Origin of the sequence: Streptomyces viridifaciens (assembly GCF_001888885.2) — a bacterium.
GTDB lineage: Bacteria > Actinomycetota > Actinomycetes > Streptomycetales > Streptomycetaceae > Kitasatospora > Kitasatospora aureofaciens.
Genome location: NZ_CP090841.1, coordinates 3,183,445 through 3,207,485 on the forward strand (window position 1 = coordinate 3,183,445; position 24,041 = coordinate 3,207,485).

Below are 24,041 nucleotides of genomic sequence, written 5' to 3' on the forward strand. Positions count from 1 at the left end.
CCGGGAATGCAACGGCACCGAGCACATTCATTGCAATGGATTGAGAATGAACGCTATGCCAGGGCCCGCAGGAACCCGTCGGCGAGGTCGACCGCCTCCCGGACCGGTACGAGCCTGCAGTCGGCCGTACCGATCCGTGCACCGGAGATCCCGGCCGCCGAACCGAGCACCCGGTCCCCCAGCTCGGCGAAGTGCAGGTCGTCCAGGTCGGGCGCCCGGAAGGCCGTCCAGCCGTCCGCGCCGACGCACCGGTACTCGCGCAGCCGCACACCGGGCTGGCGCAGGTCGGCGAGGTGGAAGGCCGTGAAGCGGGCCATTCCGACGCCGAGCATCAGCACCCGGGCGTCGAGTTCGTAGAGCCGCCCGAGCGGGGACTCCGGGCCCAGGTGGGAGGTGAGCGGGTGGCCGGCCGTGATCTCCTCCGCCCGGGCGCCGAGGGCCGTCCAGGAGGTCTGCGGATGGCCGCTGCGCAGGGCGCCGGGCCGGGTGCGGACGGCCTCCGACAGCGCTCCCATGGTCGGGGAGGCCGGGGTGGCCGCCGGGTCGAACCGCGGCATCCGTGCCCGGTGGGCCTCGACCTCCGCCGGGGAGAGACCGGCGACGGCCTCCTGGTGGATCCGCGACGTCGCGGAGTTCTCGGGCGTCGCGGTGTACGCCACCAACGTGCCGTCCGGCCCCAGCACTTCGCACAGGGCGTCGACCACGCCCCCCGCCCCGCCCTCGACCGGCCCGAGCGCCCGCAGCGAAGCCTGGACGTGCAGCACCATGCCCGGCCGGACGCCGAGCCGGGTGAACCCTTCGACGAGCGCAGCAGTGGAGAGCACCGGAACTCCTCCCGAAATCAGGCCTCGACCGACCGCAGGCGGCTGCGCTCGTCGCGTTCCCGCCGCGCCCGCTCGGCGTCCCGCTCCGCCGCCGCCGGCAGCGGCACCGCGAGCCACGGCTCGACGCTCTCTCGCATCCCCTCGGCGAACCGCGCCCCGAGCCCGGTCAGCGCCCCCGACCCGGCCAGCCGCTCGACCGCCTCCGCCGTGTACCGCCGCCAGAGCCCGAACTGCGCCCGCGCCCGTTCGGCGGCCTCCCCCGCGAGGCCGTCGTACGCGACCGTCCGGGTGCCCCAGTACTCGGTCACCGCGAGGTGCGCGTACGTGCCCTGCAACAGGCCCTCCAGCGGGCGCGGATCGGGCCGCCAGGGGGCGAAGTACAGCCGGTCGTCGGCCCGGTCGTAGAGGTCGTGAAGATCGAGCACCGCCCCCAGCTTCACGTGCTGGAACTCGTGCGCGAGCAGCAGCGCCAGGGTCGGCGCCGTCGCGGGCCGGGCGATGCCGACCGCCCCGTACGCCTGCCGTGCCGCCGAGCTGACGTCCCGGCCCGCCGGGCCCGGCCGCAGCGGGGTCACCGTCCCGAGCCCGGCCCGGATGCCCTCCGCGTAGCCGGGCAGGTCGCGCCCGAGCAGCTCCCAGGCCTCCCGCAACGCGCCCGTCCAGTTGAGCAGTTCGGCCTCCGGCAGCCGCTCGGCCACCGGGTGGTCGTGGCTGTCCCGCAGCGGGTCGAGGTCCTCCAGTGCGACCGTCCAGCCCCCGGCCAGCCGGACCCGCCGCAGCGGCTGGTCCAGCGCCGTGCGCACCGAGCCGTCGGCGGCCCGCACCTCGAAGCCGTCCGCCCGCCCGGTGACCACCGCCTCCCCGTCCGGCACCGCGACCCGCCCCAGCGTCGGCAGGTGCAGCCACCCGCCCCGCACCGGCACCGCGACCGCGTCGCCCCGCCCGGCCCGCACCGCCGCCGCGGCGGCCAGCGCGGCCAGCGGCCCGAGTCCGACCGCCAGGTCCCCGGCCAGCCGCCGCGCGGCCCAGGCCCGGGCGTACGGGTGCGCCAGCACCGCGTCCACGGCCGGGGCCGCCGCCCCGTCGAGCTCGGACAGCAGCTCCCAGGCCTCCGCCCGGCCCTGCCCGGAGGCGTCCCAGGCGGCGGCCAGCATGGCCCGGGTCAGGGCCAGTTGGGAGTTCCCGAGGGCGGCGACGGTGGCGGCGCTCCCGTACCCCCGGGCCAGTTCGTCGAGTTGGGCCGGAGCGAGCGCCGCCGGCAGCAGCGCTTCCCCGCCCCGAGCCGGAGCAGCGGCCGGCTCAGCGGTCGGAGCCGCAGCCGCAGCCGAACCACCTGCCCCCGCAATGCCGTTGATGAGAGTCATGAGGTCACCGCAGTAGACGGAGGGATTGTCGAAGCCAGTGTCCGCTCGGTAGCGGTGGGCGTACAGTCCGCCCCCGCAGGAGCGCACCACCGGACAGGCCCGGCAGGCCGCGCTCAGTCCGGCCAGGCCGGACTGCCGGGCGGCGATCCCGGGGTGGCGGGCGAGGTCGTCGAGGCTGTGCGCGAAAACGTTCATCCCGGTGACGGGCGCCCCGTCGTAGGCGGTCTTCAGGCTGTCCGCCTGCTCGAACGTCCCGTCCGTCTCCAGCACGGCCAGGTCCGAGGGTTCCAGCCCCAGCGACTCGGTCAGGCTGGACAGCCCCCGCAGCGTCCTGTGCACGGATTCGAAGGTCCGCACGACGAACGGCCGTCCGTCCGCCTCCCACAGCCCGTGGACGGTCAGCAGCCAGTCCGCGTACGGCGCCTCCCCGCCCGCCGGGAGCCGCTTCGGCGGAGCCTCCCAGGTGGCGTGCGGCAGCAGGAGGTCCACTGTCGGCGGCCGGAGTTCGGCCAGCGCACGGTACACGGCCACCGGGTCGTTCTCGATGTCGACGGTGCACAGCAACCCGGCGAACAGGTGCCGGTACTCGGGCTCGTTCAGCAGCCCCACCGCCCGCAGCACCTGCGGATGGCTGCTCCGCCCGTCGGCGAACCGCCGGTGCCGGTCGTTGGCGGCCCGGTCGCCGTCCAGCGAGATGCCGACCTTGACGTCCAGCTCCGCGAACAGGGCGCAGAAGGCGCGGCTGAGCAGCACGCCGTTGGTGTGGATGCGCAGGTCGAGTGCGCACTCGGGCGGCAGCGCCGACCGCAGCGCCTCGGCGGCGCGGCGCAACCGGCCCGGGCCGGCGAGCAGGGGTTCTCCCCCGTGCAGGACGACCCGGACGGTGGACAGCCGATGGGCGACCGCGTGCTCGCCGATCCGCTCGGCGGCCTTGGCCAGGATCCCGTCCCCGATGACCTTGGGGCGGGAGCGCCAGCTGCTGTCCGCGTGCTCGTAGACGTAGCAGTGGTCGCAGGCGAGGTCGCACCGGCTGTGCATCTTGACCACGAATTGCGTCAGTGGCACCGGAATTCGCGTCATCATGGATGTGGCGGGTTCAGCTCGGCCTGAGTCCGTTTCGGTGTTCCGGTCCGGTTTCAGATCGAGGAGTTGAAGGCCGCTACCGGAACACGGCCGGATTCCGCGCCGGGAAGGGCGCGCTGCAGCTGGGAGGCGAGTTCCTCCGCACCCAGGGCGGCGAGCTCGGCGAGGGAGGGGCGTTCCGGCGTCTCCTGAGTGTCAGTGAGGTTGCCGGCCGGCCTGGTGCTGGTTACCGGAGTCATATTCGTTTCCTTAGGCGCGGTTAGGACCTGCCGAGTGCGGGTAGGCCACCCAGTTGCGACCAATGTAGTGCCCGCAGGGACTCCGCGCGGCACCTTGTCTCCCCAAGTTGGTCCGCCCAGCCGACCGACGCCATACCACGGCGCGTGAAGGGCCCAGAATTCACCCGTTCAGCGGTCGCGCACTTCGCCATGGCGCACGCCGAAGCGCGGTGGCCGGAGCAGGCGTTCGAGCCCCTCGGCCGGTTCTCCCGAAGGGCGCGCCACAGGAGCAAAACCGCTCCCGAAATCGCCGTGCCGACGCCCGGCCTGCGGATGTCCGAAGGGCCGGGCGAGCCGCCTCAGCCACCCAGCGCACGGACAGAACGTGCCAGTTCCTCGGTGAACTCCCTTCCGTTGTGCGTGAGTTCACCGCATTCCAGCAAAGTCCCGGCCGCCGTCAGGGTGTGCGCCCGCCAGCGGGCGAACTCCTCTTCCGCGCGCTCCCGTTCACTCACCCCCGCAGCCGCCTCGGCACACCAGAAGGACGCCACCCCCAGGTGTGCGTACGTTCCCTGGAGCAGCGCACCGGCCGGGCGCAGATCGGGCCGCCACGGGGCGTGGTGGACCGCCGGGCCGTTCGGCCGGTGCAGCGGCACCAGGTCCAGCAGGGCGCCGAGTTGGACGTGCAGGAACTCGTGCACCAGAGCCAGCGCCAGCAGCACCGGATCGCCCGGCAGCGAGGTCGCCACCGCCCCGTACGCCCGGCGGGCCGCGGAACTGACCGCCTCGCCGCCGGGGGCGGGGTGCAGCGGCACCACGGCGGCGACGCAGGCCGCCACCGCCGCCGCCTGCCCGCGGTGGCGGCGCACCAGGATCTCCCAGGCGGCCGCCAACTGCTCCTCCCAGCCGCGAAGTTCCGCTGTGGACAGCGGCCCGGCCGGAGGCCGGCCGTAGTCCACCCGGCGCGGCCCGAGGTGGTCGACCACCGGCGTCCAGCGCAGCCCGTCGCACTCCAGGTCGAGCACCGGCCCCACGCCCGCCCGCAGGAACCCGCCCAGCCCGGCCGGTCCGCCCAGCCCGGACGGCCCGGCCGGCCCGTCCGGCGGTGCCGCCGGGCCGAGCGACAGCGCCCGCAGGCAGTCGGCCGCCCAGGCGTCCAACTCCGGTCGCAGCAGCACCTCTTCCCAGCGCGCCCGGTCGCTCCGCTGGAGCGCGCACAGCTCGTCGTACGCCTCCCGGAAGCCCTCGTCCCGGGGAGCCACCCGGCGCATCGCCACCAGCAGCAGGGCCCGCTTGCTCAACTGCCCGGCACGCAGCAGCCGGACGGCCTCCGGTCCGCCGCGCGCGCCCGCGATCGCCCGGAACGTCGCCCGGTCCAGGACGTGCCGGGGCAGCCCGTCCCCGCCGCTACCCCGCGCGCCCGGCACCCCGGCCGCCACCGCCTCGCCCGTACCCGTCACCGGTCCGTCCTCTCCCGAAAGCCTGAACGCCTGAAGGCGGCCGAACGCCCTGAAGACCTGATCGCCCTGAGGGCCCCGAACAGCCGGACCGGCCGTCCGGTCCGCCCGCAGTCTCCCCGCGCGGCGCCGACTCAGCCGGTCCCGACCCGCGCATGACCCGGACGGGTGAGCACCGCCCGCGGGGCCCGGCCCCGAGGCACCCGCCGGCCCCCTCAGGCACGCCCTACCGCCGCTGCCCGGCCCCGGCCAGCTCCGCCACCCCGGCCCGCAGCCTGCCCGCGATGTGCCGGATCAGCCGGTCCATGTCCGCGCAGTACACGGACGGGTGGGCGAAGCCGTCCCCCGCCCAGCGGTGGGCGTAGAGCCCCCCGCCGCAGACCCGGACCAGCGGGCAGGCCGCGCACACCGGCCCGAGCCCGGCGAGGCCGCGCTGACGGGCCCGGAACGCCGGGTGCGCGGCCGCCTCCGTGAAGCCGTGCCGCCACACGTCCAGGCCCGTCCGGGCGGCGCCGTCGTACGCCACCTTGAGGCTGTCGGCCTGCTCGATCGTGCCGTCCGCCTCGACCACCACCAGGTCCACCGGTGCCAGCCCCACCGCCTCGCTGGCCGCCCGCCCGCCGAGCAGCAGGACCGACAGCTCCTCGAACAGCCGCACCCCGGTCTCCCGGTACGGCGCGTCGTACCAGCGGTCGAAGGCGGCGATCAGCCACTCCCCGTACGGCGCGGGATCGGCGCCGGAGGGCACCGCGCACGGTACGGGCCGCCGGACGCCCGTCGGCGGCTCCTGCCAGGTGGCGTGCGGCAGTAGCAGGTCGAGCCGGGGCGGCGCGAACTCCAGCAGCGCCTCGTAGGTGGCGACCGGGTCCGCGGCGAGGTCGACGACGCACAGCAGGCCGGCGAACAGCTCCCGGTGCCGGTCCGAGCCGAGCAGCCGCACCGCCGCCGCGGTCCGCTCCCAGCTGCCCGCGCCGGAGGGCAGCCGCCGGTGCCGGTCGTGGTCGGCCCGGGCGCCGTCCAGCGAGACCGCCACGCCGACCCGGTGGCGGTGCAGCACGTCGAGCAGCGCGGGCTGGTCCAGCAGCCGCAGCCCGTTGGTCTGCAGGCTGAACCGCACCCGCGGCCCGGCGTCGGCGATCCGGGCCAGCTCGGCCAGCAGCGCGTCCAGGTGGGCCGGTCCGACGAGCAGCGGCTCGCCGCCGTGCAGCACCACGGAGACTTCGTCCAGCCCCTGCTCGGCCGCGTGCTCGGCGATCCGCCGGGCGGTGCGCCGCACGGTCGGCCGGTCCATCCGCCGGGGCCGGTCGCGCCAGCTCTGGTCGGCGCCCTCGTACATGTAGCAGTAGTCGCAGGCCAGGTTGCAACGGCTGTGGATCTTCAGCAGGAACTGCCGGAACGGCACCATGCGCGTGAACCTAGCACCGCCCGGCGGGTTCGCTGACCGCCCGTCACACGTGCGGGGGCTCCACGTCCGAGTCCAGCCGCGTCCCCGCCTTCACGGCGACCGTGGTCGGGTGCTCCTCCCCCAGCGTCACCCGGGCCCGCCGGATGCAGTCCGCCCGCAGGTCGGCGGCCCGCTCGCCCTCGCCGACCGCCGCCAGGCTCAGCGACAGGTTGGAGTTGATGCCGATGGAGTCGTAGTGGTCCGGACCGAGCGCCTCGGTCATCAGCGGCGCCGCCTCCGTCTCCAGGGCGAGCGCGGCCGGGATCTCGCCGCCCACCGCCAGGTCGTTGGCGTGGTTCATCATCGCGATCGGGATGTAGAGGTGGTGCGCGCCGAGGACGGTCCGGAACTGCGCGAGCGTGCGCCCGGACAGTTCCCGGGCCTCCGCGAGCCGCCCGGCCAGCCGCAGGTAGACCGAGAGGTTGTTGGCGCCGGCCAGCGTGACCGGGTGGTCCTCTCCGAGGTAGTCGCGGTAGCGGGCGAGGGCCCGTTCGGCCAGCGGGATGGCCCGGTCGGTGTCGCCGAGCGCGTTGAGGTCGCTGGCCAGGTTGGTGGCGGCGGCCAGGGTGTCCGGGTGCTCGGGGCCGTTGATGTCCAGGTAGCGCTGGTAGATGTCCTCGTCGATCTCCAGGGCCTCGTGGTAGCGGCCGGCCCGGCGCAGCGCCACGGCGAGGTTCTTGCGGGCGCGCAGGGTGTCGGTGTGGTTGTCGCCGATGGTCTGCTGGTAGATCCGCACGGTCTCCTCCAGCAGGTCCAGCGCCTCCCGCAGCCGCCCGGTCTCGCGCAGGTCGCGGGCGTAGTTGGAGGCGGAGGACAGCGCGTACAGGCTGTGCGCGCCGAGGGCGTCGCGCTGCTGGAGGTAGTTGCTGCGGTGCCGCTCCAGGGCGGCGCGGCGGTCGCCGGCCAGGTAGTCGGAGACGGCGAGGTTGTTGGTGATCATCAGGGTGCGCGGGTGGTCCGGGCCGAGGGTGCGCCGGGCCGCGTCGAGGGTCCTGCGGTCGAGCGCCCGGGCCTCGTCGTAGCGGCCGAGGAAGCGCAGGTCGGCGCCGAGGCTGTTGGCGACGGCGAGGGTGTGCGAGTGCTCCGGGCCCAGGGTCGCGGTGAACCGCTCCAGGATGTCCCGGTCCATCTCGTACGCCTCCTGGAGGGCGCCCTGGGAGCGGCGGATGTTGCTCAGCTGGGTGCGCAGCATCAGCGTCTGGGCGTCGTTGTCGGCGTCGAATCCGGGGCCGCCGTAGCCGTCCTCGCGCCAGTGCTCCAGGGTCCGTTCGGCGAGTTCCCGGCCGGACTCGTGGAGGCTGCGCTTCCACTGGTAGCGGACCGAGTCGATGATCCACTGCCGGACGTCCTCATCCGAGCTGTCGAGCGCGCCGGACGGCCAGAGGTGGGGCAGGAGTTCGGCGTACTCGGCCCAGTTGGCGGGGATGTCCGGGTCGCCGGGGTTGGCGGTGGCCAGGGCCGCGTGCACGACGCCGCTCAGCTCGGCCCGCCGGCCCTCCTCGACCTGGTCCCGGAGCACCGCCTGGACCAGCCGGTGCACGGTGATGGTCTCGCTGCCCTGGTCGGTGCGGGCGAGCCCGAACCGGTTGATGGCGCGCAGGAACTCGCCGATGGCGAGCTTGTCGCGGGGTGCGCGCGGGGGCAGCCGCAGGGCGCGGGTGACGGCCCGGCTGTAGAGCAGCCGCATCGGGATGGCGTCCGGGCCGAAGAAGGCGCAGATCTCCAGGATCTGGGCGGCGGGGGCGTTCATCCGGCGCAGTTCCTCGACCGAGATGCGCCAGGTGGCGGCGGCGGAGTGGGGGTACTCGGCGGGGCGCAGCCGGGTGCGCTCCAGCATCTCGGTGAGTTCGCCGTCGAGCAGTTCGAGGTAGGTGGCGATCGGCATCGACGTCTCCTGCAGCCAGACGGCGGCCTGGCCGACGGCGAGCGGGAGGTCGCCGAGGCGGTGGGCGACCTGGTCGGCGTCCTCCGGGGAGAGGCCGCCGTTGAAGCGGCGCAGCAGCCGGATGCTCTCCTCGCGAAGGAAGACGTCGACCTCGACCAGGCCGGCGTGCCGGGCCCAGCCCTGGTTGCGCGAGGTGATCAGCACGTGCCCGCCGGAGGAGCCGCCGGGCTGCCAGGGGGCGAGCTCCTCGGGGGTGCCGGCGTTGTCGAAGACCAGCAGCCAGCGGCGGTACGGGTGGCCGCGGCGCAGCGCGTCGAGGACGGCGGCGGCGGTGTGGGCGACGTCGTCGCTGGTGGGCACGCCGAGCCGGGGGGCGAGTTCGGCGAGCTTCTGCGGGATGTTGGCGGGCTCCTCGGCGGGCACCCACCAGATGACGTCGTAGGCGGACTTGAAGCGGTGCGCGTACTCGGCGGCGATCTGGGACTTCCCGGCGCCGCCGAAGCCGTAGAGGACCTGGCTGAGGACGGCGGCGGGTCCGCCGGTGAAGCGGTTGCGGAGCAGTTCGAGCAGCTTGCCGCGACCGATGAAGGCGGCGTTGCGCGAGGGCGCCTCCTGGACCTGCGGGGCGGTGCCGGGGAACCGCGCCGGGGCCAGGAACTCGCCGCTGTCGGAGTCGAACTGGCGGTTGCTGCCGGGCGGCGGGCCGAGTTCGCCGTACAGCTGGGCCTCGGCGCCGGTCGCGGAGGAGCGGATCAGGTCGGGCACCGCCTGGCCGACGAACGGGCGGGGCACCGGCTCGTCCGAGTCCTGCAGCCGCAGGGCGACCAACGCCGACGCTCCGGAGGGGAGTTCGCGCCCCTGGAGGAGCTGCCAGACCTCGGCGGCGCGGGGCAGCGCGGTGTACTCGGGCGAGAGCAGCGCGAGCAGCCGGCCCTGGCCGTCGAGCGGCCCGGCGACCTCGGGCGGGCGCTGGCCGGCGTGCGGATCGGCGGCGTTGTGCAGGGAGGTCTGGTAGCCGAAGCGGGTGAGGGTGGCGGCCGCCCACTCGGCCCACATCCGGTCCTCGGGCGCGTAGCTGACGAAGACCTGGCGGGGCACCGCCCGGGCGGAGCGCAGGTAGGCGCCGTACAGTCGGCGGCGGGCCTCGGAGCTGAGCGGGCGCAGCGAGCGGACCCGGCCGTCGGTGATCCACTCGGCCAGCCGCTCGAAGGCGTTGAGCAGGCTGCGCGCCTCCTGCGGCCGGTCGGCGACGGTGGCCGGCACCTCCTCGTAGGCGTAGAACGGCTTGTACGGCACTTCGACGTCGGCCCAGTAGGCGGCCCGGCGGTCACCGGGCAGCCAGCGGCCGAGGTAGGGGGCGAAGGCCTCCCGGGCGAAGTCCCGGCCGGCTTCGAGGCGTTCCTGTTCCGCGTCCTCGACCCGCATCGGCACCGGCAGGACGCGGATGGCCCGCTCCTCGGCCTCGGCGATGGCCCGGGCGGCGTCGACGCCGCCGCGGATGTTCTGGGCGCTGAAGGTGAAGCAGTCGACCACGGTGTCGGGCATCAGCACGGTGCAGATGCCGGAGGTGTCGCTGACGCCGGTGCGGCTGTCGATGAGCACGTAGTCGTAGGCGCGGGCCCAGCGTTCGCGCAGCTCGCGCAGGAACTCGCCGCCGCGGATGTCCCGGCCGTGGTAGAAGCTGCGCCAGTTGAAGCTGGTGACGGCGGCCGCGTAGGCGGCGTTCTGCCGTCCGGCGGGAAGGAAGTCGAGCCGGGCGCCGGCGGGCAGGTCGAGGGCGAGGCCGCAGATGTATCCGTCGAGCCGCCCGGGTTCGTCCAGCCAGGCGGCCGGGGGTCGGCCGGTCGGCCCGGTGGCGGAGGGCAGCGCCTGCCTGACGTAGGAGCGCAGCAGGTCGATCAGCCCGTCGGTGGAGTGGAGTTCGGGGTCGACCAGGAGCGGGTGGTAGTAGCGGTGGAGGCCGGGCGCCTCCAGGTCCCAGTCGACCACCAGGACCCGCAGGCCCCGGCTGGCGAGGATCCAGCCGACGTTGGCGAGCGCCATGGTGCGGCCGGTGCCGCCCTTGAACGAGTAGAACGTGACGACCGAACCCGGTCCGCCGCGTCCCGCCTCCGCGCCGGGCTCAGTGTTCATCGTCCGTCTCCCCTCAGCGGGACAGAGCCGTCGTGGCTGCCCGGGCGCTGGCCCGGCATGTCGTTCGGTGTCGGGGCCGGCCCACGGCCCGCGGACGGGCTGTGCGGCGGACCGGAGGGATCGGGCGGGCCGGCCGGGATGGTCAGCCCGGGCATGTCGGGGCCGCCGCCCGGACCGAAGCCGAAGGCGTCGCCGCCATCGTCCCCCCAATCCAAGTTGTCGTCCATGAGCTTGTTCTGAGCGACCGTCACCATGATGGCGAGGTCGGTGTCGAAGCTCTCCCGGCTCACTTTCACCCGGAACAACTGCTCCGGGTCACGCCGGCGCAACCAGTTGCGGCGGAACACTCCGCGCACGCCCGCCCACGGCGCTTCGCGCTCCCCGTCCGGGTCGTTGCCGCCGATCGGCACCACCACGCCGGTGACCGGGTGGTTCTGGTCGTCGTACTCGCGCAGGGCGGCCCGGTAGCGCTCGCTCCCGGCCGCCCACGGGTCCACCAGCAGCACGCTGACCTGGCTGTCCTCGCGGGCCTGGTCGAGCTTCTCGCCGAGCCCGGCGCCGATCTCCTCCAGCGTGGTGGTGTGGCCGGCGTTGGTGATCACCTGCTGGGCGCGGGAGGCGAGCGACGGCTGGGCGGGAGGGTAGAACGGCGCCCAGTGCCAGGGCTTGGCCCCGTACCAGCCGCCCGCGTACGAGCCGCCCTCGGCGGCGGCCTCCGAGGCCCGGCCGGCCGCGATGAACAGCCGCACCATGCCGGGCTCGGTGGCGGGCGCCGGCGCGGCCGGTCCGGGGAAGTAGCCGCGGACGGCGTCGAGGTCGAACTCGGGCAGTTCGGCGAGCCGGCGCACGGCCGCGTCCCGGATCCGTCCGGCGACCACCCGGACGACCTGCCGGTAGGCGTCCTGCTGGGCGGTGCGCAGCAGGGCGCGCAGGCCGTGCCGGGCGTAGGCGTCCCCCATGTCCGGCTGGGCCCATTGGATCTTGGTGACCTCGGTGACCAGTTCGCCCGGCGCGACCGGCTCCCAGAGCACCGGGATCAGTGCCGAGACCAGCTCCGCGGTCTCCTCGTGGTGGCGCCGGACCCTGCCGCGGAAGGCCGTCCACTCCTTGCCGCAGTACAGGCTGGAGAAGTAGGCCGGGGAGTAGAGCGCGACCATGGTCCGACTGCGGCCGAGCATCAGCGCCAGCTTCTCGGCCCACTCGTCGCCCAGGCGCAGCCGCTCGGTGTCACGGAAGGCGAGTTCGTCGGCCTGGACGGCCGGTCCGAGGATGCGCCCGAGTTCGTCCCTCAGGTCGTTGAAGAACTGGTCGACGAAGGCGTCCCCCGCCTCGAAGTCCCGACGCGCGTAGCTGAAGAAGAAGTACGGCCGCTGCTGTTCCCGCTCACTCACCTGTTTCCCCCCGACCCCGACGGTGCCGTGACGGCGCTGGTTTCTTACCCAGCATGTCGTGAACTGCACCGGAAGGAGCGGGAGTTGGTGATTTTTCGAGCCCCGGGGGTTTAACCGGCGGTCAGCGGCCGGTCATCGGAGTTCGAGCGCCGACTGGAAGGCGGCCAGCGGCTCCGCGCCGGGGGTCAGGGCGTCCGCGACGACCCGGCGGAGCAGGTCGCCGAGGACGGTGTCGGGAAGGGCGTCGAGCTCGTCGAGCGGCAGGGCGGCGACGTCGACCAGGTCGGAGCCGAGTCCCGCGGCGGTTTCCGCACCGGTGACGCTCATCAGTCCCTTAGTCCCTCGCTCGACCACGCCGGCACAGCGGGACGGTGGCCGAAAAGGAATCGACCCCGGTCCGCGACGCGCACATTCTACACAAAACGGTGACGGTGCGTCAGATCCGTGCACGCGCCGCGCCCGGATGCGGTACGGCCGGCCGCCCCGCCGGTCACGGGCAGAGCCGTTCCACCCGCCAGCCCGTCGGGGAGGCCGGGTCGGCGAGGTAGCGCAGGCGGTCGTGCAGGCGGTTCTCCCGGCCCTGCCAGAACTCGACGCTCTCCGGGACGACCCGGTAGCCGCCCCAGAACGGCGGCACGGGGACCCCCTCGCCCTCGGGGTAGCGGCGCTCCAGGTCTGCGTAGCGCTGTTCGAGGACGTCGCGGCCGCTGACCGGGCTGGACTGCTCGCTGGCCCAGGCGCCGAGCTGGGAGCCGTGCGGGCGGGTGCGGAAGTAGGCGGCGGTCTCGTCGCGGCCGACCTTCTCGACCCTGCCCTGGACGATCACCTGGCGGGCCAACGCGATCCAGGGAAAGAGGAGTCCGGCGTGCGGGTTGACGGCGAGCTCGGAGCCCTTGCGGGAGCCGTAGTTGGTGAAGAACACGAAGCCGCGCACGTCGTAGCCCTTGAGCAGCACGGTGCGCGAGCTGGGCCGGCCCTGGGCGTCGGCGGTGGAGAGCACCATGGCGTTGGGCTCCACCACCCCGGCGCCGTCCGCCTCCAGGAACCAGCGGGCGAACTGGGCGACCGGCTCGGGTGCGAGCTGCTCCTCGGCCAGGCCCTCGTGGGTGTAGTGCTTGCGCATCGCGGCGAGGTCCGGACCGGGGCTGGCCGCGTCGGCCAGGGTCCGGGTGGCGGGGCTCAGGGGCGTCGGCTGGGCGCGTTCCGGGGTCTGCACGCCAACATCATCCCGTACGACAAGCAACCGGCACCGCTACCTCCGGACAAACCCCGGCCGGAGTTATCGTGACTCGCCACCGCTCGGCCGCCCGCCGTACGGGGAATTGTCCGGAACCGGGCGTTTTGGTTCCGGGAACCCCCGGGCACGACCGACCCCCGGCGGAAGGTCGAGCGGGTCCCACGGGAAACATCACCGCGGTGGTGTATGGCGCAATGCACCCCGTGCCTGTCACTCTGGCACCGAGTGCCAACCACGATTCGGTCACTGGCGAACCGCCCCACCACGGCGGAGCGCCGATCGCAGAACTGAAGGAGCCGTCGTATGTCCGATTTCGTACCCGGGCTTGAGGGAGTCGTCGCGTTCGAGAGCGAGATCGCCGAACCCGACCGTGAAGGCGGCGCCCTGCGGTACCGCGGTGTCGACATCGACGACCTGGTCGGCCACGTCTCCTTCGGCCACGTCTGGGGCCTGCTCGTGGACGGCAAGTTCAACCCCGGCCTGCCGGCCGCCGAGCCCTTCCCGATCCCGGTCCACTCCGGCGACATCCGGGTCGACGTGCAGTCCGCGCTCGCCATGCTCGCCCCGGTCTGGGGCCTCAAGCCGCTGCTCGACATCTCCGCCGAGCAGGCCCGCGACGACCTCGCCCGCGCCGCCGTGATGGCGCTGTCGTACGTCGCCCAGTCCGCCCGCGGCCAGGGCCTGCCGATGGTCCCGCAGAGCGAGATCGACAAGGCCGAGACGGTCGTCGAGCGCTTCATGATCCGCTGGCGGGGCGAGCCGGACCCGAAGCACGTCAAGGCCGTCGACGCCTACTGGACCTCGGCCGCCGAGCACGGCATGAACGCCTCCACCTTCACCGCCCGGGTCATCGCCTCCACCGGCGCCGACGTCGCGGCCGCGCTCTCCGGCGCGGTCGGCGCGATGTCCGGCCCGCTGCACGGCGGCGCCCCCTCCCGCGTGCTCGGCATGATCGAGGAGATCGAGCGCACCGGCGACGCCGTCAAGTGGGTCAAGAACGCACTGGACAAGGGCGAGCGCCTGATGGGCTTCGGCCACCGCGTCTACCGCGCCGAGGACCCGCGCGCCCGCGTGCTGCGCCGCACCGCCAAGGAGCTCGGCGCGCCGCGCTTCGAGGTCGCCGAGGCGCTGGAGAAGGCCGCGCTGGAGGAGCTGCACGCCCGCCGCCCCGACCGGGTGCTCGCCACCAACGTCGAGTTCTGGGCCGCGATCATGCTGGACTTCGCCGAGGTCCCGGCGCACATGTTCACCTCGATGTTCACCTGTGCGCGCACCGCGGGCTGGTCGGCGCACATCCTGGAGCAGAAGCGCACCGGTCGCCTCGTGCGCCCCTCCGCGCGCTACATCGGCCCCGGTCCGCGCCGTCCCGAGGAGATCGAGGGCTGGGACGCCATCGCCCACTGAAAGCCCTGAACGCACCGGGCGTCCGATCGCGAAAACGCCCCTGACCAGCGGGTCCGGCTCCGGCCGGGCCCGCTGTTCGCACACCTGCGGGCTGCCGAGATCACAGTCTCAGCGAGCGGACGACCGTACCCCGCGGGGCCCCCGGCCGGTAGGCTGCGGGCGTGGCTCAGATCCAGATCCCCGCTGACATCAAGCCCGCAGACGGCCGTTTCGGCTGCGGACCGTCCAAGGTGCGCCCCGAGGCCCTGAGTGCCCTCGCCGCCACCCAGACCTCGCTGCTCGGCACCTCGCACCGCCAGACCCCGGTCAAGAACCTGGTCAAGCGCGTGCGCGAGGGCGTGAGCAGCCTCTTCTCGCTGCCGGAGGGCTACGAAGTCGTCCTCGGCAACGGCGGCTCCACCGCCTTCTGGGACATCGCCGCCTTCGGCCTGGTGCGGGAGAAGTCCCAGCACCTGGACTTCGGCGAGTTCTCCTCGAAGTTCGCCTCCTCGGTCAAGGCCGCCCCGTGGCTGGCCGAGCCGACCGTGATCAAGACCGCCCCGGGCACCCACCCGCTGCCGGTCGCCGAGGCGGGCGTGGACGTCTACGGCCTCACCCACAACGAGACCTCCACCGGTGTCGCGATGCCGATCAAGCGCCCGGTCGGCGCCGACGAGGGCTCGCTGGTGCTGGTGGACGCCACCTCGGGCGCCGGCGGCCTGCCGGTCGACATCACCGAGACCGACGTCTACTACTTCGCCCCGCAGAAGTCCTTCGCCTCCGAGGGCGGCCTGTGGCTGGCCACCTTCTCCCCGGCCGCCCTGGAGCGCGCCGCGGAGATCGCCGGCTCCGGCCGGTACGTCCCGCCGTTCTTCTCGCTGCCGACGGCCATCGACAACTCGTCGAAGGACCAGACGTACAACACCCCGTCGATCGCCACCCTGTTCCTGCTGGCCGACCAGCTGGAGTGGCTGAACGGCAACGGCGGGCTGGACTGGGCCGTCGCCCGTACGGCTGATTCCTCGTCCCGGCTGTACGGCTGGGCCGAGAAGTCCTCCTTCGCCAACCCGTTCGTGGCGAACCCGGCCGAGCGCTCCCAGGTGGTCGGCACCATCGACTTCGACGAGTCGGTGGACGCCGCCGCGGTCGCCAAGGCACTGCGTGCCAACGGCATCGTGGACACCGAGCCGTACCGCAAGCTGGGCCGCAACCAGCTGCGCATCGCGATGTTCCCGGCGATCGACCCGGCGGACGTCGAGGCGCTCACCCACTGCATCGACCACGTGGTCGAGCAGCTCTGACGGCTCCCTCAGGGAACGGCTGAGGGCCACCGCCTGCGGGCGGTGGCCCTCTCGCCGTTCCCGGCTGCCGCGCCGCCGTCCGGCCTCGCCGTCCCGCCCCGGTCGGCCTACTTGCCGACCAGGGCGCCGATCAGCACGACGGCCAGCAGCAGCACCAGGGTGCCGGAGACGATGCGCATACGAGTCTTGGGATCCACGGTCATCGAGCGTACCTGCGGCTCACAGCAGGTTGACACCGAGGGCCGCCCCGCCGGTGGCGCCGAGGTGCCGGCCGGTGATCCGGCGGGAGTCCGGTGAGGACGGGAAGGCCACGACGCCGGCGATGTCGGACACCTCGGCGGTCGCCGCAGGACTGGAGCCCGCCGGCACCGGTCCGGCAACCCGTTACGGGTACGCCGCCCAGCGCGCCAGCGACCAGGCGCGCACCGACTCGTAGTGCGGGCCGCCGCCACCGCCCTGATCGCTCCGCATCAGGTGCAGTTCGGCGGCCTCCCAGTCCGGCCCCCGGTACCCGGCCAGCGCGGCCACCAGCGCCTCCACCTCGGCCGCCGACGCCCGCCGCTCGGCCCGCCGCCGCCCGCGCGAGGACCCGGCCCGGGCCAGCGTCAGGTGCGGGTGGAAGCCGAACGCGTCCACCTCGGCGGTGATGTCCTCAGTGGCCCCGTACACGGCCTCGGCGAGCCGTCGCAGCGCCCAGGTCTGCCCTCCGACCCCGGCCCAGAGCACCCGGTCGCCGAAGCGCCCGGCCCCCGCGAGTCGCAGGCGGTGCGCCGGGGTCGCCTCGGCGACTGCGGCCAGGCCCGTCGTCAGCTCCGTCAGCCGGTCCTCGGCGACCTCCCCGAGGAAGGCCAGCGTGAGGTGCCAGTCCTCGACCGTGGTCCAGCGCAGCCGGTCCGCCCCGGGCAGCCCGCGCACCGGCGCGACCGCGTCCGAGAGCCCCTGCAACGCCGCGACCGGCGGCAGTACCGCCACGAACAGCCTCATGGACCAATCTTCCCCCGATCGGCCGTTTCAGGTAGAACCGTTGTCCATGAAGATCCGCACCGGGGGCCTCGCGGACATCCCCGACATCCTGTCCATGCTCGACGGCGCCATCGCCTGGCTGGCCGCCCAGGGGCGCACCGGCCAGTGGGGCGACCAGCCGTTCTCCACCAATCCGGCCCGGGTGGAGCACATCGAGCAGTACGCGGCCGAGCCGTTCCTGATCCGCCTCGCGGTGGACGACGAGGGCCGTACGGTCGGCTGCTGCGTGCTGGCCGAGGAGCCCGGGAAGTACATCCCCCTCGTGGACGAGCGCGAGCTCTACGTCCGTCACCTGGTCACCGACCGCAGCCGAAAGGGCTCCGGCATCGGCGCCGCGCTGATCGCCGACGCGGTCGAGGAGGCCCGCCGGCGCGGCATCGGCCTGCTGCGGGTGGACTGCTACGCCGGCGCCGACCGGAAGCTGGTCGGCCAGTACAGGGCGCTCGGCTTCACCGAGACCGTGGGCTTCGAGGTCGAGCAGCCCACCGGCACCTGGCCCGGCCAGGTGCTCGAAATCCGCCTCTGACACGGCACTCGACGCGCCGTCAGGGAACCCCGGACGTTCACTTCCGGGGCTCCCCGACGCATCGTCAGCAGGCGGGGACCAGCTCGCCCTTGCCCGCCGAGGCGGCGCGCGGCACGAAGGCCACCACCCGCCCGCCGCGACCGGGGTGCAGGTCGAACCGCACCCGCAGGTCCGCGCTGCGGGCCAGCACCAGGCCGACCGCGGCGGCCGCGAGCGCGGACACCACGCCGCAGGCCAGCAGGCCGAGCCGGGGCCCGTACGAGGCGGTGACCCAGCCCACCACCGGGGCGCCGATCGGCGTGCCGCCGGTGAAGACCAGCACCAGCAGGCCCATCACCCGACCGCGCATCTCGGGGTCGGTGGCCAGCTGCAGGGTGGAGTTGACCGAGGTGTTGAAGCTCAGCCCGAACACCCCGATCAGCGTCAGCAGCAGCGCGAAGGTCCAGTAGTCGGGCGCGAAGGCCGCGACCACCTCGAGGGTGCCGAAGGCCAGCGCCGCGCCGACCAGCCGGCGCAGCCGGGGCGCGCCGCGGCGGGCGGCGAGCAGCGCGCCGGCCAGCGAGCCGACCGCCATCGCGGTGTTGAGTATGCCGTACTGGCCGGCGCCCACCTTGAAGGTGTCGTGCGCGAACCCGGACAGCAGCGTCGGGAAGTTGAACCCGAACGTGCCGATGAACCCGGCGAGGACCATCGGCCAGAGCAGCTCGGGCCGCTCCTTCACGTACCGCAGGCCCTCGCGCAGCTGGCCCTTCTCACGGGCGATCGGCTCGGTCGGGCGCAGTTCGCTCTCCCGCATCGCGAGCAGCCCGCCGATCACGGCGGCGAAGGACAGCGCGTTGACGGCGAACGCCCAGCCGCTGCCGACCGCGGCGATCAGCAGGCCCGCGGCGGCGGGGCCGACCAGGCGGGCGGTCTGGAAGTTGGCGGCGTTCAGGCTGACGGCGTTGGCGAGGTCCTTGGGCCCGACCATCTCGGAGACGAAGGCCTGCCGGGTCGGGTTGTCGACCACGGTGACCAGGCCGAGCAGCAGCGCGAAGGCGTACACGTAGTACGGCGTCACGACGTCGCCGATGGTCAGTACGGCCAGGCCCGCGGCGAGCAGGCCCATGGTGCCCTGGGTGTGGATCAGCAGCCGGCGCTTGGGCATCCGGTCGGCGAGCACGCCGCCGAACAGGCCGAGCAGCAGCATCGGCAGGAACTGCATGGCGGTGGTGATGCCGACCGCGAGCGGGCTGCCGGTGAGGCTCAGGACCAGCCAGTCCTGGGCGATCCGCTGCATCCAGGTGCCGGTGTTGGACACCACCTGGCCGGCGAAGTAGTAGCGGTAGTTGCGAACGCGCAGGGAGGAGAACATCCCCCGCGGCCGGGTGAACTCGGCTCCCGTGGGAGATGCGGCCGAACGGGTTCGGCGCTGAGCGGCGGAGTCCGCCGCGGTGCGTTCGTCGGGGTCGTCGTCGCCGCTGCCGGGCAGACCGCTGGGGGCGGAGGCCTGGGCGTCGGCGGCCGCGGTGCTGTCCGCGGCGGGGTCGGTGGTCGGGTCGTCGGTACGGATGGCGGCGGCGCTGGCTGCGGCCGGCGGTGTCACGGTGGTCTCCCCTCGCGGCGCGACGGCCCCGGCGGGGGCCGTCGCGCTCCTGGTCATGGTGGTCTGTCCTGCGGTGATGCGGGCTCCTTCGTCTCCCGGCGGCTGGGCCGGGCTCGGTGTGCCTAGAGGTGTGCGAGCTTGTAGAGCACAGGAGCGGCTTCCCGGAGGACGGCCCACTCCTCATCGTCGAGCCCCTGGGCGAGCTCGGCGAGCCAGACGTTCCTGCGCCGACGACTCTCCGTGAGGATCGTCTCGGCCTGCTCGGTGCTGCTGACGACGACCTGGCGGCGGTCCTCGGGGTGCGGCTCGCGCCGCACCAGCCCCTTCTCCTCCAGCATCGCGACGATCCTGGTCATCGAAGGAGGCTGCACGTGCTCCTTCCGGGCGAGCTCACCCGGCGTCGCCTTCCCGCACCGGGCGAGGGTGCCCAGCACTCCCATCTCGGTAGGACTGAGCGACTCCTCCACCCGCTGGTGTTTGAGTCGTCGGGAGAGGCGCATCGTGGACGACCGCAGCTGTGAGATCGCTGCGAGGTCCTGCTCGGACATCTCGGGCATCTCTTTAGCTTACGTCATTACTCTCTCTAAGGAAAAACGGGTTCCCGCCGTGCCGGAAGATCGGCCCGGTGCCATATTGGTCATGGGGCCACCGCTCCCAACTCCCGGAAGGGCCGACCAGCCATGTCCGACGTCGTCGCCGAACAACCGCCGCAGTCCCCGCAGGGCGACACCGGCTTCGCCCGGCTCGCCATGGTCACCATCGACTGCGCCGACCCGGTCGCGCTGGCCTCGTTCTACGGCGAGCTGCTGGGCTGGGAGACGCGGCACGTCGACGAGCACTTCGCGATCCTGGACAACCCGGAGGGCGGCAGCCCGCTGGGCTTCGGACGGGTGACCGGCTACCGGCCGGAGCCGTGGACCGAGCCGGACGGCAGCAAGCACTTCCACCTCGACTTCTACGTCGACGACCTGGAGGAGTCCACCGCGAAGGCCCTCGCACTCGGCGCCACCGAGCCCGACTATCAGCACGGCCGCACCCTCAAGGTGCTGATCGACCCGGCCGGCCACCCGTTCGGCCTCGCCCCGCTGGAGTAACCGCCAAAGAGGCCCGGGGGCGGTGCGCAGGCAGTGTCAGGGCTTGGTGCCAAGATCATGCAGACGGCGTAAAGATCCAGCCTGACCTGGGATTTCACGAAAACCGCGAACCTTGTGCGACTGGCGGGTAGTGGCTACTGTCCCCGCTGTCAGGTGCACCACACGCCGGGCCCCCTCGCGACGGAACCCGTCCCGTGCCGCTTCCCGAACGCCCTCCCCGGCCCACCCGGCCCACCGCTTCCGTCCGAGCCCTGGCGTCCGCAACCCCATTCCAGGGAGCTCAATTGGGCGAGATCCATCATGCCGACCACGGCTGGGTGACACCGGCGGTTTCGTACTTCGTCGCCTGTCTCGGTGCCTTCGTCGCCCTGCGCAGCGCCCGCTGGGCACTCGTCTCACAGGGCCGCAGCCGGATCGCCTGGCTGCTCTTCGCCTCGACCTCGCTCGGGGCGGGCATCTGGTCCATGCACTTCATCGCGATGCTCGGCTTCTCGGTCAGCGGCGTCGAGATCAGCTACCAGCCGGGGCTGACCGTGCTCAGCCTGCTGGTCGCCGTCGCCGTGGTGGGCATCGGGCTGTTCACCGTCGGGTACTGGCGCAGCCACCCGCTGCTGGCCCTGCTGGTCGGCGGGCTGACCACCGGGCTCGGGGTCGCGGCGATGCACTACCTGGGCATGGCCGCGATGGTCCTGCCCGGCCACCTCGGCTACGACCACGTCACGGTGGGGCTGTCGGTCGCCATCGCGGTGTTCGCGGCGACGGCCGCGCTCTGGGCCGCGCTGAACATCCGGGGCACCCTCGCCGTACTGGCGGCGGCGCCGGTGATGGGCGTGGCCGTCTGCGCCATGCACTACACCGGGATGGCAGCGCTCTCCGTCCGCCTGGACTCCTCGCACTCCACCCAGGGCGGCGTGATGGCCCTGCAGTTCATCTTCCCGCTCGGGGTCGGGCTCGGCTGCTACGTCTTCTTCGGCTCACTGGCCTTCGCCGTCTCGCCGAGCAAGGCCTCCACGAAGCCGCTGCTGGCCGGCCCCGCCGCGCCGCTGCCGCCGCGACCCCCTCGGGTCCCCCCGCAGCAGCGGCGGTTGATGAGCGAGACGCGCGCCCGGCGCTGAACTCCGGACGCGAGGACGCCCGGCCGGGCCCCCACCCCGGCCGGGCGTCCTCGCGTCCGGACACTCCGAGGGCTCCGAGGGCCCGTCCTGGAACGCCCCGCGGGCGGGACTTCCGGGACGGGCCCCGGGGGCTACTCCGGCTTCCCGAGCAACCCGGTCAGGTGCTCCGGCGTGGCCACCGGGCAGACCTTGCGCACGAAGTCCCGCCGCAGCGCGTGGTACGGCTCGCCCGTCCGGTAGAAGTTGGCGTGCATCCGGCGCAGTTCCTCCGCCCGGTACTCGGCCAGCGGCTTCGCCTCCTCGTCCTCGGCGCGGCGGCGCTTCTTGTCCACCAGCCGCCCGGTGAGCTCCGGCGAGTCGGCGAGCCGGGCGGCCTCCCGGGCCACCCAGCGGCGGAAGTCGGCCGCGTCCCCGCCGGCCGTACGGTCCACCAGGCCGATCCGGCGGGCGTGCTCCGCCCCGACCGGCAGCGCCTCGGTGGTCAGCCGCTCGGCCTGCTCGGCGCCGACCCGGGCCGGCAGGGTGTACGTCCAGTACTCGGAGCCGTACAGGCCCATCAGCCGGTAGTGCGGGTTGAGCACCGCCGAGTCCCGGCACCACACCTCGTCGGCGGCGAGCGCCAGCATCAGCCCGCCGGCCGCCGCGTTCCCGGCCAGCGCGGCGACGGTCAGCTTGTCGCCGGTGGTCAGGATCGCCTCGACCAGGTCGTCCATCGCGTTGATGTTCTCCCAGGACTCCAGCGCCGGGAAGGCCGCGCCCTCGATGACGTTGAGGTGGATCCCGTTGGAGTAGAAGTCCCGGGGCGCGCCGAGCACCAGCACCGAGGTGGGCCGGTCGGCGGCCGTACGGTAGGCGGCCAGCAGCCGGCGGCACTGCTCGGTGCTCATCGCCCCGCCGGCGTAGGCGAACTCGAGGAAGCCGACGTCGCCCTCCTCGCGGTAGCGCACTTCCGACCAGGTGTTGCGGCGGGCGGCCTGCGCCGGGGTCACCGGCACCTCGCGGACCCGGTGCAGCTCGTCGGCCAGCACCGTCGCGGCCGGCAGCTTGAAGGTGACCGGGCCGCCCGGGGTGCGGCGCGGGCGCAGCTGCGGGATCCAGACCGCGCCGTCCACGGTGGCCCGGCAGATCGCGCCGTCCCGGGTGGCCAGGACGGCGCCGGGCACCGGGCCGCGCAGCTCGTCCTCGGGGTGGCCGCCGTGCAGGAAGAACTCGCGTCCGTACAGCTCGTCCAGCACGCCGGGCTGGGAGTCGGCGGCGCGCAGCTTGCGCAGCACGATGGCGGTGTCGTCCCGCTGCCAGTCGATCCGGCGCACCTCCTGCTTGAGGAAGGGCCGCAGCTCGCCGCGCACGTCGGGGCGGCTGTAGTCGAGCGGTTCGGGGGTGAACAGCCCGCCCTCGTACCGCTGGACGGCCAGCAGGACGGCCTCGACGGCGGCGTCCGCGACCTCGCCCCGGTACAGCTCGCTCTTGCCGCAGTCCGGGACGGCGAACTCGACGGACGCCCAGATGTCGCCGGCGTCCATCTCCTCGACGGCCTGCAGCACGGTGACGCCCCAGCGCCGGGCGTCCTCGGTGATCGCCCAGTCGAGCGAGGAGGGGCCCCGGTCGCCCTTGGGGCCCGGGTGCACGATCAGGACCGTCCGGGTGGACCAGATGTCCGCCGGGACGGCCCTGGTGAGCATCGGGCAGATGATCAGCTCCGGGTCGACGCGGGCCACGGCGTCCCTCATCTGATCGTCGCCGAGCGCGAGTTGGACGGCGACCTGGTGGCCGCGCTCGCGCAGCTCGGTGTGGACGCGCTGGGTCAGGCTGTTGAACGCGGTGGCGATCAGGAGAATGCGCACAGGGGGCCTCCGGGCAGGGACTGCGGGTCGCGCGGAGGCGATGAAACCAGGGCATGGACACGTAATGGTCACGGTCCGTGCCTCGACGCTCTACTCTCACGTACCCCGCACACCTGTGGCCGCTGCTTCGCGGTATCTCCCCAGCCCCTCCTCCGGGTTGTCGCCGTTGTCGCCTAGCGGGGGAACGCCCGGCGGGCCCGCCAGGTGGTGTGCTCCCGGGAGACCGCGTCCTCCGCCTCGGCGGCCATCCGGGCCCAGCGCAGCTCGGCGTCCGGCGCCTTGAGGTCGAGGTCGGAGAGCTGGTTGCCGACGTTCTCCAGCTCGCGCGCGGCCAGCTGGTAGGCGGCGGCCAGCGGGCGCAGCTGCTTGAGCTGCGTCCAGGCGATGATCGCGGCGGCCGCGGCCGAGCTGGCGCCGAAGATGTGCACCTCCAGGGCGCCGGTGGCCTGGGCGATCGCCGCCGCCGCGCCGATGATGATCAGCGTCGCGATGCCCAGCCCCCAGGAGACCGCCTGGGACTCGCAGGACTCGGCCCGGGAGCGGTACCAGGTGCGCTGACCCTCGACCCGGGTGCGCAGGTAGAGGGTGCGCCGGGCGGTCAGGCTGTCGGCCCGGGCGCGCCGCATCTCCTCGGTGATCTCCGGGACGCTGCCGGGCGGCACGATCTCCGGGTTCTCGAAGGCCCGCAACACGTCCTCGACCTGGAGCAGGTAGCCGCGGTCGGCGTCCGCCGACTCGGCCTCGCCGTCGAAGGGCCGGGCCCGGACGCTGTACTTCCAGGCCAGCGTCTTGACCGACTCGGCCGCCGCCCGGGCCTCGTACCACCGGCCCTGCGGGTTGCTGCGGCGCAGCCGGGACCAGAAGTAGCCGGCGACCAGGAAGGCCGCCACCGAGAACAGTGGCTTGATATCGCTGTCGCCCTTGTGGTCCGGGCCCGGGAGCGAGCCGATCAGCGCGGCGACCACCAGCATGGCGATCAGCCCGCGGTGCCAGCGGAGCGTCTCGCGCTGTCCGTCCAGCGAGGCCTTGTCCGCCCGCCAGAACAGCTCCGGCAGCAGCCTCGCCTCGACTCCCCCGGGCGGATCCTGTTGCACCATCGGTCGAGCCCCCTCCCCGTCTCCGTCCAGGCAGTAT

19 protein-coding genes are annotated in these 24,041 nt (G+C 73.6%); 5 read left to right on the forward strand and 14 right to left on the reverse strand.

All coding sequences use genetic code 11. From position 1 onward, the window contains the following. Positions 1 to 53: 53 nt before the first annotated feature. The 9 genes from BOQ63_RS21175 to pdxH form a co-directional block, all read right to left on the reverse strand. Positions 54 to 824 carry an AAC(3) family N-acetyltransferase gene (locus BOQ63_RS21175; protein WP_030287123.1) on the reverse strand — a complete coding sequence of 257 codons (771 nt, stop codon included), beginning with the start codon at positions 822 to 824 and terminating at the stop codon, positions 54 to 56. A 17-nt stretch (positions 825 to 841) separates the two neighbouring features. After that, a complete protein-coding gene (locus tag BOQ63_RS21180; RefSeq protein ID WP_150476030.1) occupies positions 842 to 3,268 on the reverse strand; it encodes an FxsB family cyclophane-forming radical SAM/SPASM peptide maturase in 2,427 nt (808 codons plus the stop codon). A gap of 56 nt (positions 3,269 to 3,324) precedes the next feature. Further along, the gene (fxsA, locus tag BOQ63_RS21185; RefSeq protein WP_030287119.1) at positions 3,325 to 3,510 is read right to left on the reverse strand and encodes an FxSxx-COOH cyclophane-containing RiPP peptide; all 186 of its coding nucleotides are present in this window, start codon (positions 3,508 to 3,510) and stop codon (positions 3,325 to 3,327) included. A 338-nt stretch (positions 3,511 to 3,848) separates the two neighbouring features. After that, on the reverse strand, positions 3,849 to 4,949 hold the full coding sequence (locus BOQ63_RS21190) for an aKG-HExxH-type peptide beta-hydroxylase (RefSeq protein ID WP_150476032.1): 1,101 nt from the start codon (positions 4,947 to 4,949) through the stop codon (positions 3,849 to 3,851). Between the two features lie 223 nt (positions 4,950 to 5,172). After that, entirely contained in the window at positions 5,173 to 6,351 is a 1,179-nt protein-coding gene (locus BOQ63_RS21195; protein ID WP_043388183.1) for an FxsB family cyclophane-forming radical SAM/SPASM peptide maturase, read from the reverse strand. A gap of 43 nt (positions 6,352 to 6,394) precedes the next feature. Beyond that, positions 6,395 to 10,408 (reverse strand): FxSxx-COOH system tetratricopeptide repeat protein, encoded by a 4,014-nt coding sequence (gene fxsT, locus BOQ63_RS21200; RefSeq protein WP_030287112.1) that lies wholly within the window; start codon positions 10,406 to 10,408, stop codon positions 6,395 to 6,397. Next, the gene (locus BOQ63_RS21205) at positions 10,405 to 11,799 is read right to left on the reverse strand and encodes a TIR-like protein FxsC (RefSeq protein WP_051824455.1); all 1,395 of its coding nucleotides are present in this window, start codon (positions 11,797 to 11,799) and stop codon (positions 10,405 to 10,407) included. Before BOQ63_RS21205 ends, fxsT begins: the two co-directional genes overlap by 4 nt. 132 nt (positions 11,800 to 11,931) lie before the next feature. Beyond that, positions 11,932 to 12,126 carry an FxSxx-COOH cyclophane-containing RiPP peptide gene (gene fxsA / locus BOQ63_RS21210; RefSeq protein ID WP_030287108.1) on the reverse strand — a complete coding sequence of 65 codons (195 nt, stop codon included), beginning with the start codon at positions 12,124 to 12,126 and terminating at the stop codon, positions 11,932 to 11,934. Positions 12,127 to 12,289: 163 nt separating this feature from the next. Next, positions 12,290 to 12,922: a pyridoxamine 5'-phosphate oxidase gene (pdxH, locus tag BOQ63_RS21215; RefSeq protein ID WP_050367137.1), complete on the reverse strand. Its 633-nt coding sequence runs from the start codon at positions 12,920 to 12,922 to the stop codon at positions 12,290 to 12,292. A gap of 417 nt (positions 12,923 to 13,339) precedes the next feature. Here pdxH and BOQ63_RS21220 point away from each other — a divergent pair, with 417 nt between their 5' ends. Next, positions 13,340 to 14,440 (forward strand): citrate synthase 2, encoded by a 1,101-nt coding sequence (locus BOQ63_RS21220; RefSeq protein WP_030287104.1) that lies wholly within the window; start codon positions 13,340 to 13,342, stop codon positions 14,438 to 14,440. Positions 14,441 to 14,601: 161 nt separating this feature from the next. Further along, positions 14,602 to 15,720, forward strand: coding sequence for a phosphoserine transaminase (gene serC / locus BOQ63_RS21225; RefSeq protein ID WP_030287102.1), 1,119 nt, complete (start codon positions 14,602 to 14,604; stop codon positions 15,718 to 15,720). Between the two features lie 384 nt (positions 15,721 to 16,104). Here serC and thpR read toward each other — a convergent pair whose 3' ends face one another. Continuing rightward, on the reverse strand, positions 16,105 to 16,704 hold the full coding sequence (gene thpR / locus BOQ63_RS21230; protein ID WP_072654793.1) for an RNA 2',3'-cyclic phosphodiesterase: 600 nt from the start codon (positions 16,702 to 16,704) through the stop codon (positions 16,105 to 16,107). 46 nt (positions 16,705 to 16,750) lie between these two features. Between thpR and BOQ63_RS21235 the strand changes: the two genes are divergently transcribed. After that, on the forward strand, positions 16,751 to 17,269 hold the full coding sequence (locus BOQ63_RS21235) for a GNAT family N-acetyltransferase (protein WP_030552662.1): 519 nt from the start codon (positions 16,751 to 16,753) through the stop codon (positions 17,267 to 17,269). Between the two features lie 64 nt (positions 17,270 to 17,333). Here BOQ63_RS21235 and BOQ63_RS21240 read toward each other — a convergent pair whose 3' ends face one another. Beyond that, complete coding sequence (locus tag BOQ63_RS21240) at positions 17,334 to 18,911, reverse strand: MFS transporter (RefSeq protein WP_454130247.1); 1,578 nt, start codon at positions 18,909 to 18,911, stop codon at positions 17,334 to 17,336. A gap of 65 nt (positions 18,912 to 18,976) precedes the next feature. Further along, on the reverse strand, positions 18,977 to 19,411 hold the full coding sequence (locus BOQ63_RS21245; protein ID WP_030287092.1) for a MarR family winged helix-turn-helix transcriptional regulator: 435 nt from the start codon (positions 19,409 to 19,411) through the stop codon (positions 18,977 to 18,979). 123 nt (positions 19,412 to 19,534) lie between these two features. On the opposite strand from BOQ63_RS21245, the gene BOQ63_RS21250 reads away from it, so the two are divergent. Both BOQ63_RS21250 and BOQ63_RS21255 read left to right on the forward strand, forming a co-directional pair. Further along, positions 19,535 to 19,948: a VOC family protein gene (locus BOQ63_RS21250; RefSeq protein WP_046385751.1), complete on the forward strand. Its 414-nt coding sequence runs from the start codon at positions 19,535 to 19,537 to the stop codon at positions 19,946 to 19,948. Positions 19,949 to 20,232: 284 nt separating this feature from the next. Further along, the gene (locus BOQ63_RS21255) at positions 20,233 to 21,063 is read left to right on the forward strand and encodes an MHYT domain-containing protein (protein ID WP_063736199.1); all 831 of its coding nucleotides are present in this window, start codon (positions 20,233 to 20,235) and stop codon (positions 21,061 to 21,063) included. Positions 21,064 to 21,194: 131 nt separating this feature from the next. Here the strand turns inward: BOQ63_RS21255 and BOQ63_RS21260 are convergent, their stop codons facing one another. Together BOQ63_RS21260 and BOQ63_RS21265 are read right to left on the reverse strand one after the other, a co-directional pair. Next, entirely contained in the window at positions 21,195 to 22,907 is a 1,713-nt protein-coding gene (locus BOQ63_RS21260) for a hydrogenase maturation protein (protein ID WP_072654794.1), read from the reverse strand. 173 nt (positions 22,908 to 23,080) lie between these two features. Then, the gene (locus BOQ63_RS21265; RefSeq protein WP_030287083.1) at positions 23,081 to 24,004 is read right to left on the reverse strand and encodes a DUF4231 domain-containing protein; all 924 of its coding nucleotides are present in this window, start codon (positions 24,002 to 24,004) and stop codon (positions 23,081 to 23,083) included. Between the last annotated feature and the right edge of the window lie 37 nt (positions 24,005 to 24,041).

Coding starts and splice junctions, on each gene's coding strand:
- fxsT (WP_030287112.1), bottom strand. CDS start 10,408: ATGAACACTGAGCCCGGCGCGGAGGCGGGACGCGGCGGACCGGGTTCG.
- fxsA (WP_030287108.1), bottom strand. CDS start 12,126: ATGAGCGTCACCGGTGCGGAAACCGCCGCGGGACTCGGCTCCGACCTG.
- thpR (WP_072654793.1), bottom strand. CDS start 16,704: ATGAGGCTGTTCGTGGCGGTACTGCCGCCGGTCGCGGCGTTGCAGGGG.
- BOQ63_RS21265 (WP_030287083.1), bottom strand. CDS start 24,004: ATGGTGCAACAGGATCCGCCCGGGGGAGTCGAGGCGAGGCTGCTGCCG.
- pdxH (WP_050367137.1), bottom strand. CDS start 12,922: ATGCGCAAGCACTACACCCACGAGGGCCTGGCCGAGGAGCAGCTCGCA.
- BOQ63_RS21180 (WP_150476030.1), bottom strand. CDS start 3,268: ATGACGCGAATTCCGGTGCCACTGACGCAATTCGTGGTCAAGATGCAC.
- BOQ63_RS21250 (WP_046385751.1), top strand. CDS start 19,535: ATGTCCGACGTCGTCGCCGAACAACCGCCGCAGTCCCCGCAGGGCGAC.
- BOQ63_RS21220 (WP_030287104.1), top strand. CDS start 13,340: ATGTCCGATTTCGTACCCGGGCTTGAGGGAGTCGTCGCGTTCGAGAGC.
- fxsA (WP_030287119.1), bottom strand. CDS start 3,510: ATGACTCCGGTAACCAGCACCAGGCCGGCCGGCAACCTCACTGACACT.
- BOQ63_RS21240 (WP_454130247.1), bottom strand. CDS start 18,911: ATGACCAGGAGCGCGACGGCCCCCGCCGGGGCCGTCGCGCCGCGAGGG.
- BOQ63_RS21235 (WP_030552662.1), top strand. CDS start 16,751: ATGAAGATCCGCACCGGGGGCCTCGCGGACATCCCCGACATCCTGTCC.
- BOQ63_RS21245 (WP_030287092.1), bottom strand. CDS start 19,411: ATGCCCGAGATGTCCGAGCAGGACCTCGCAGCGATCTCACAGCTGCGG.
- BOQ63_RS21195 (WP_043388183.1), bottom strand. CDS start 6,351: ATGGTGCCGTTCCGGCAGTTCCTGCTGAAGATCCACAGCCGTTGCAAC.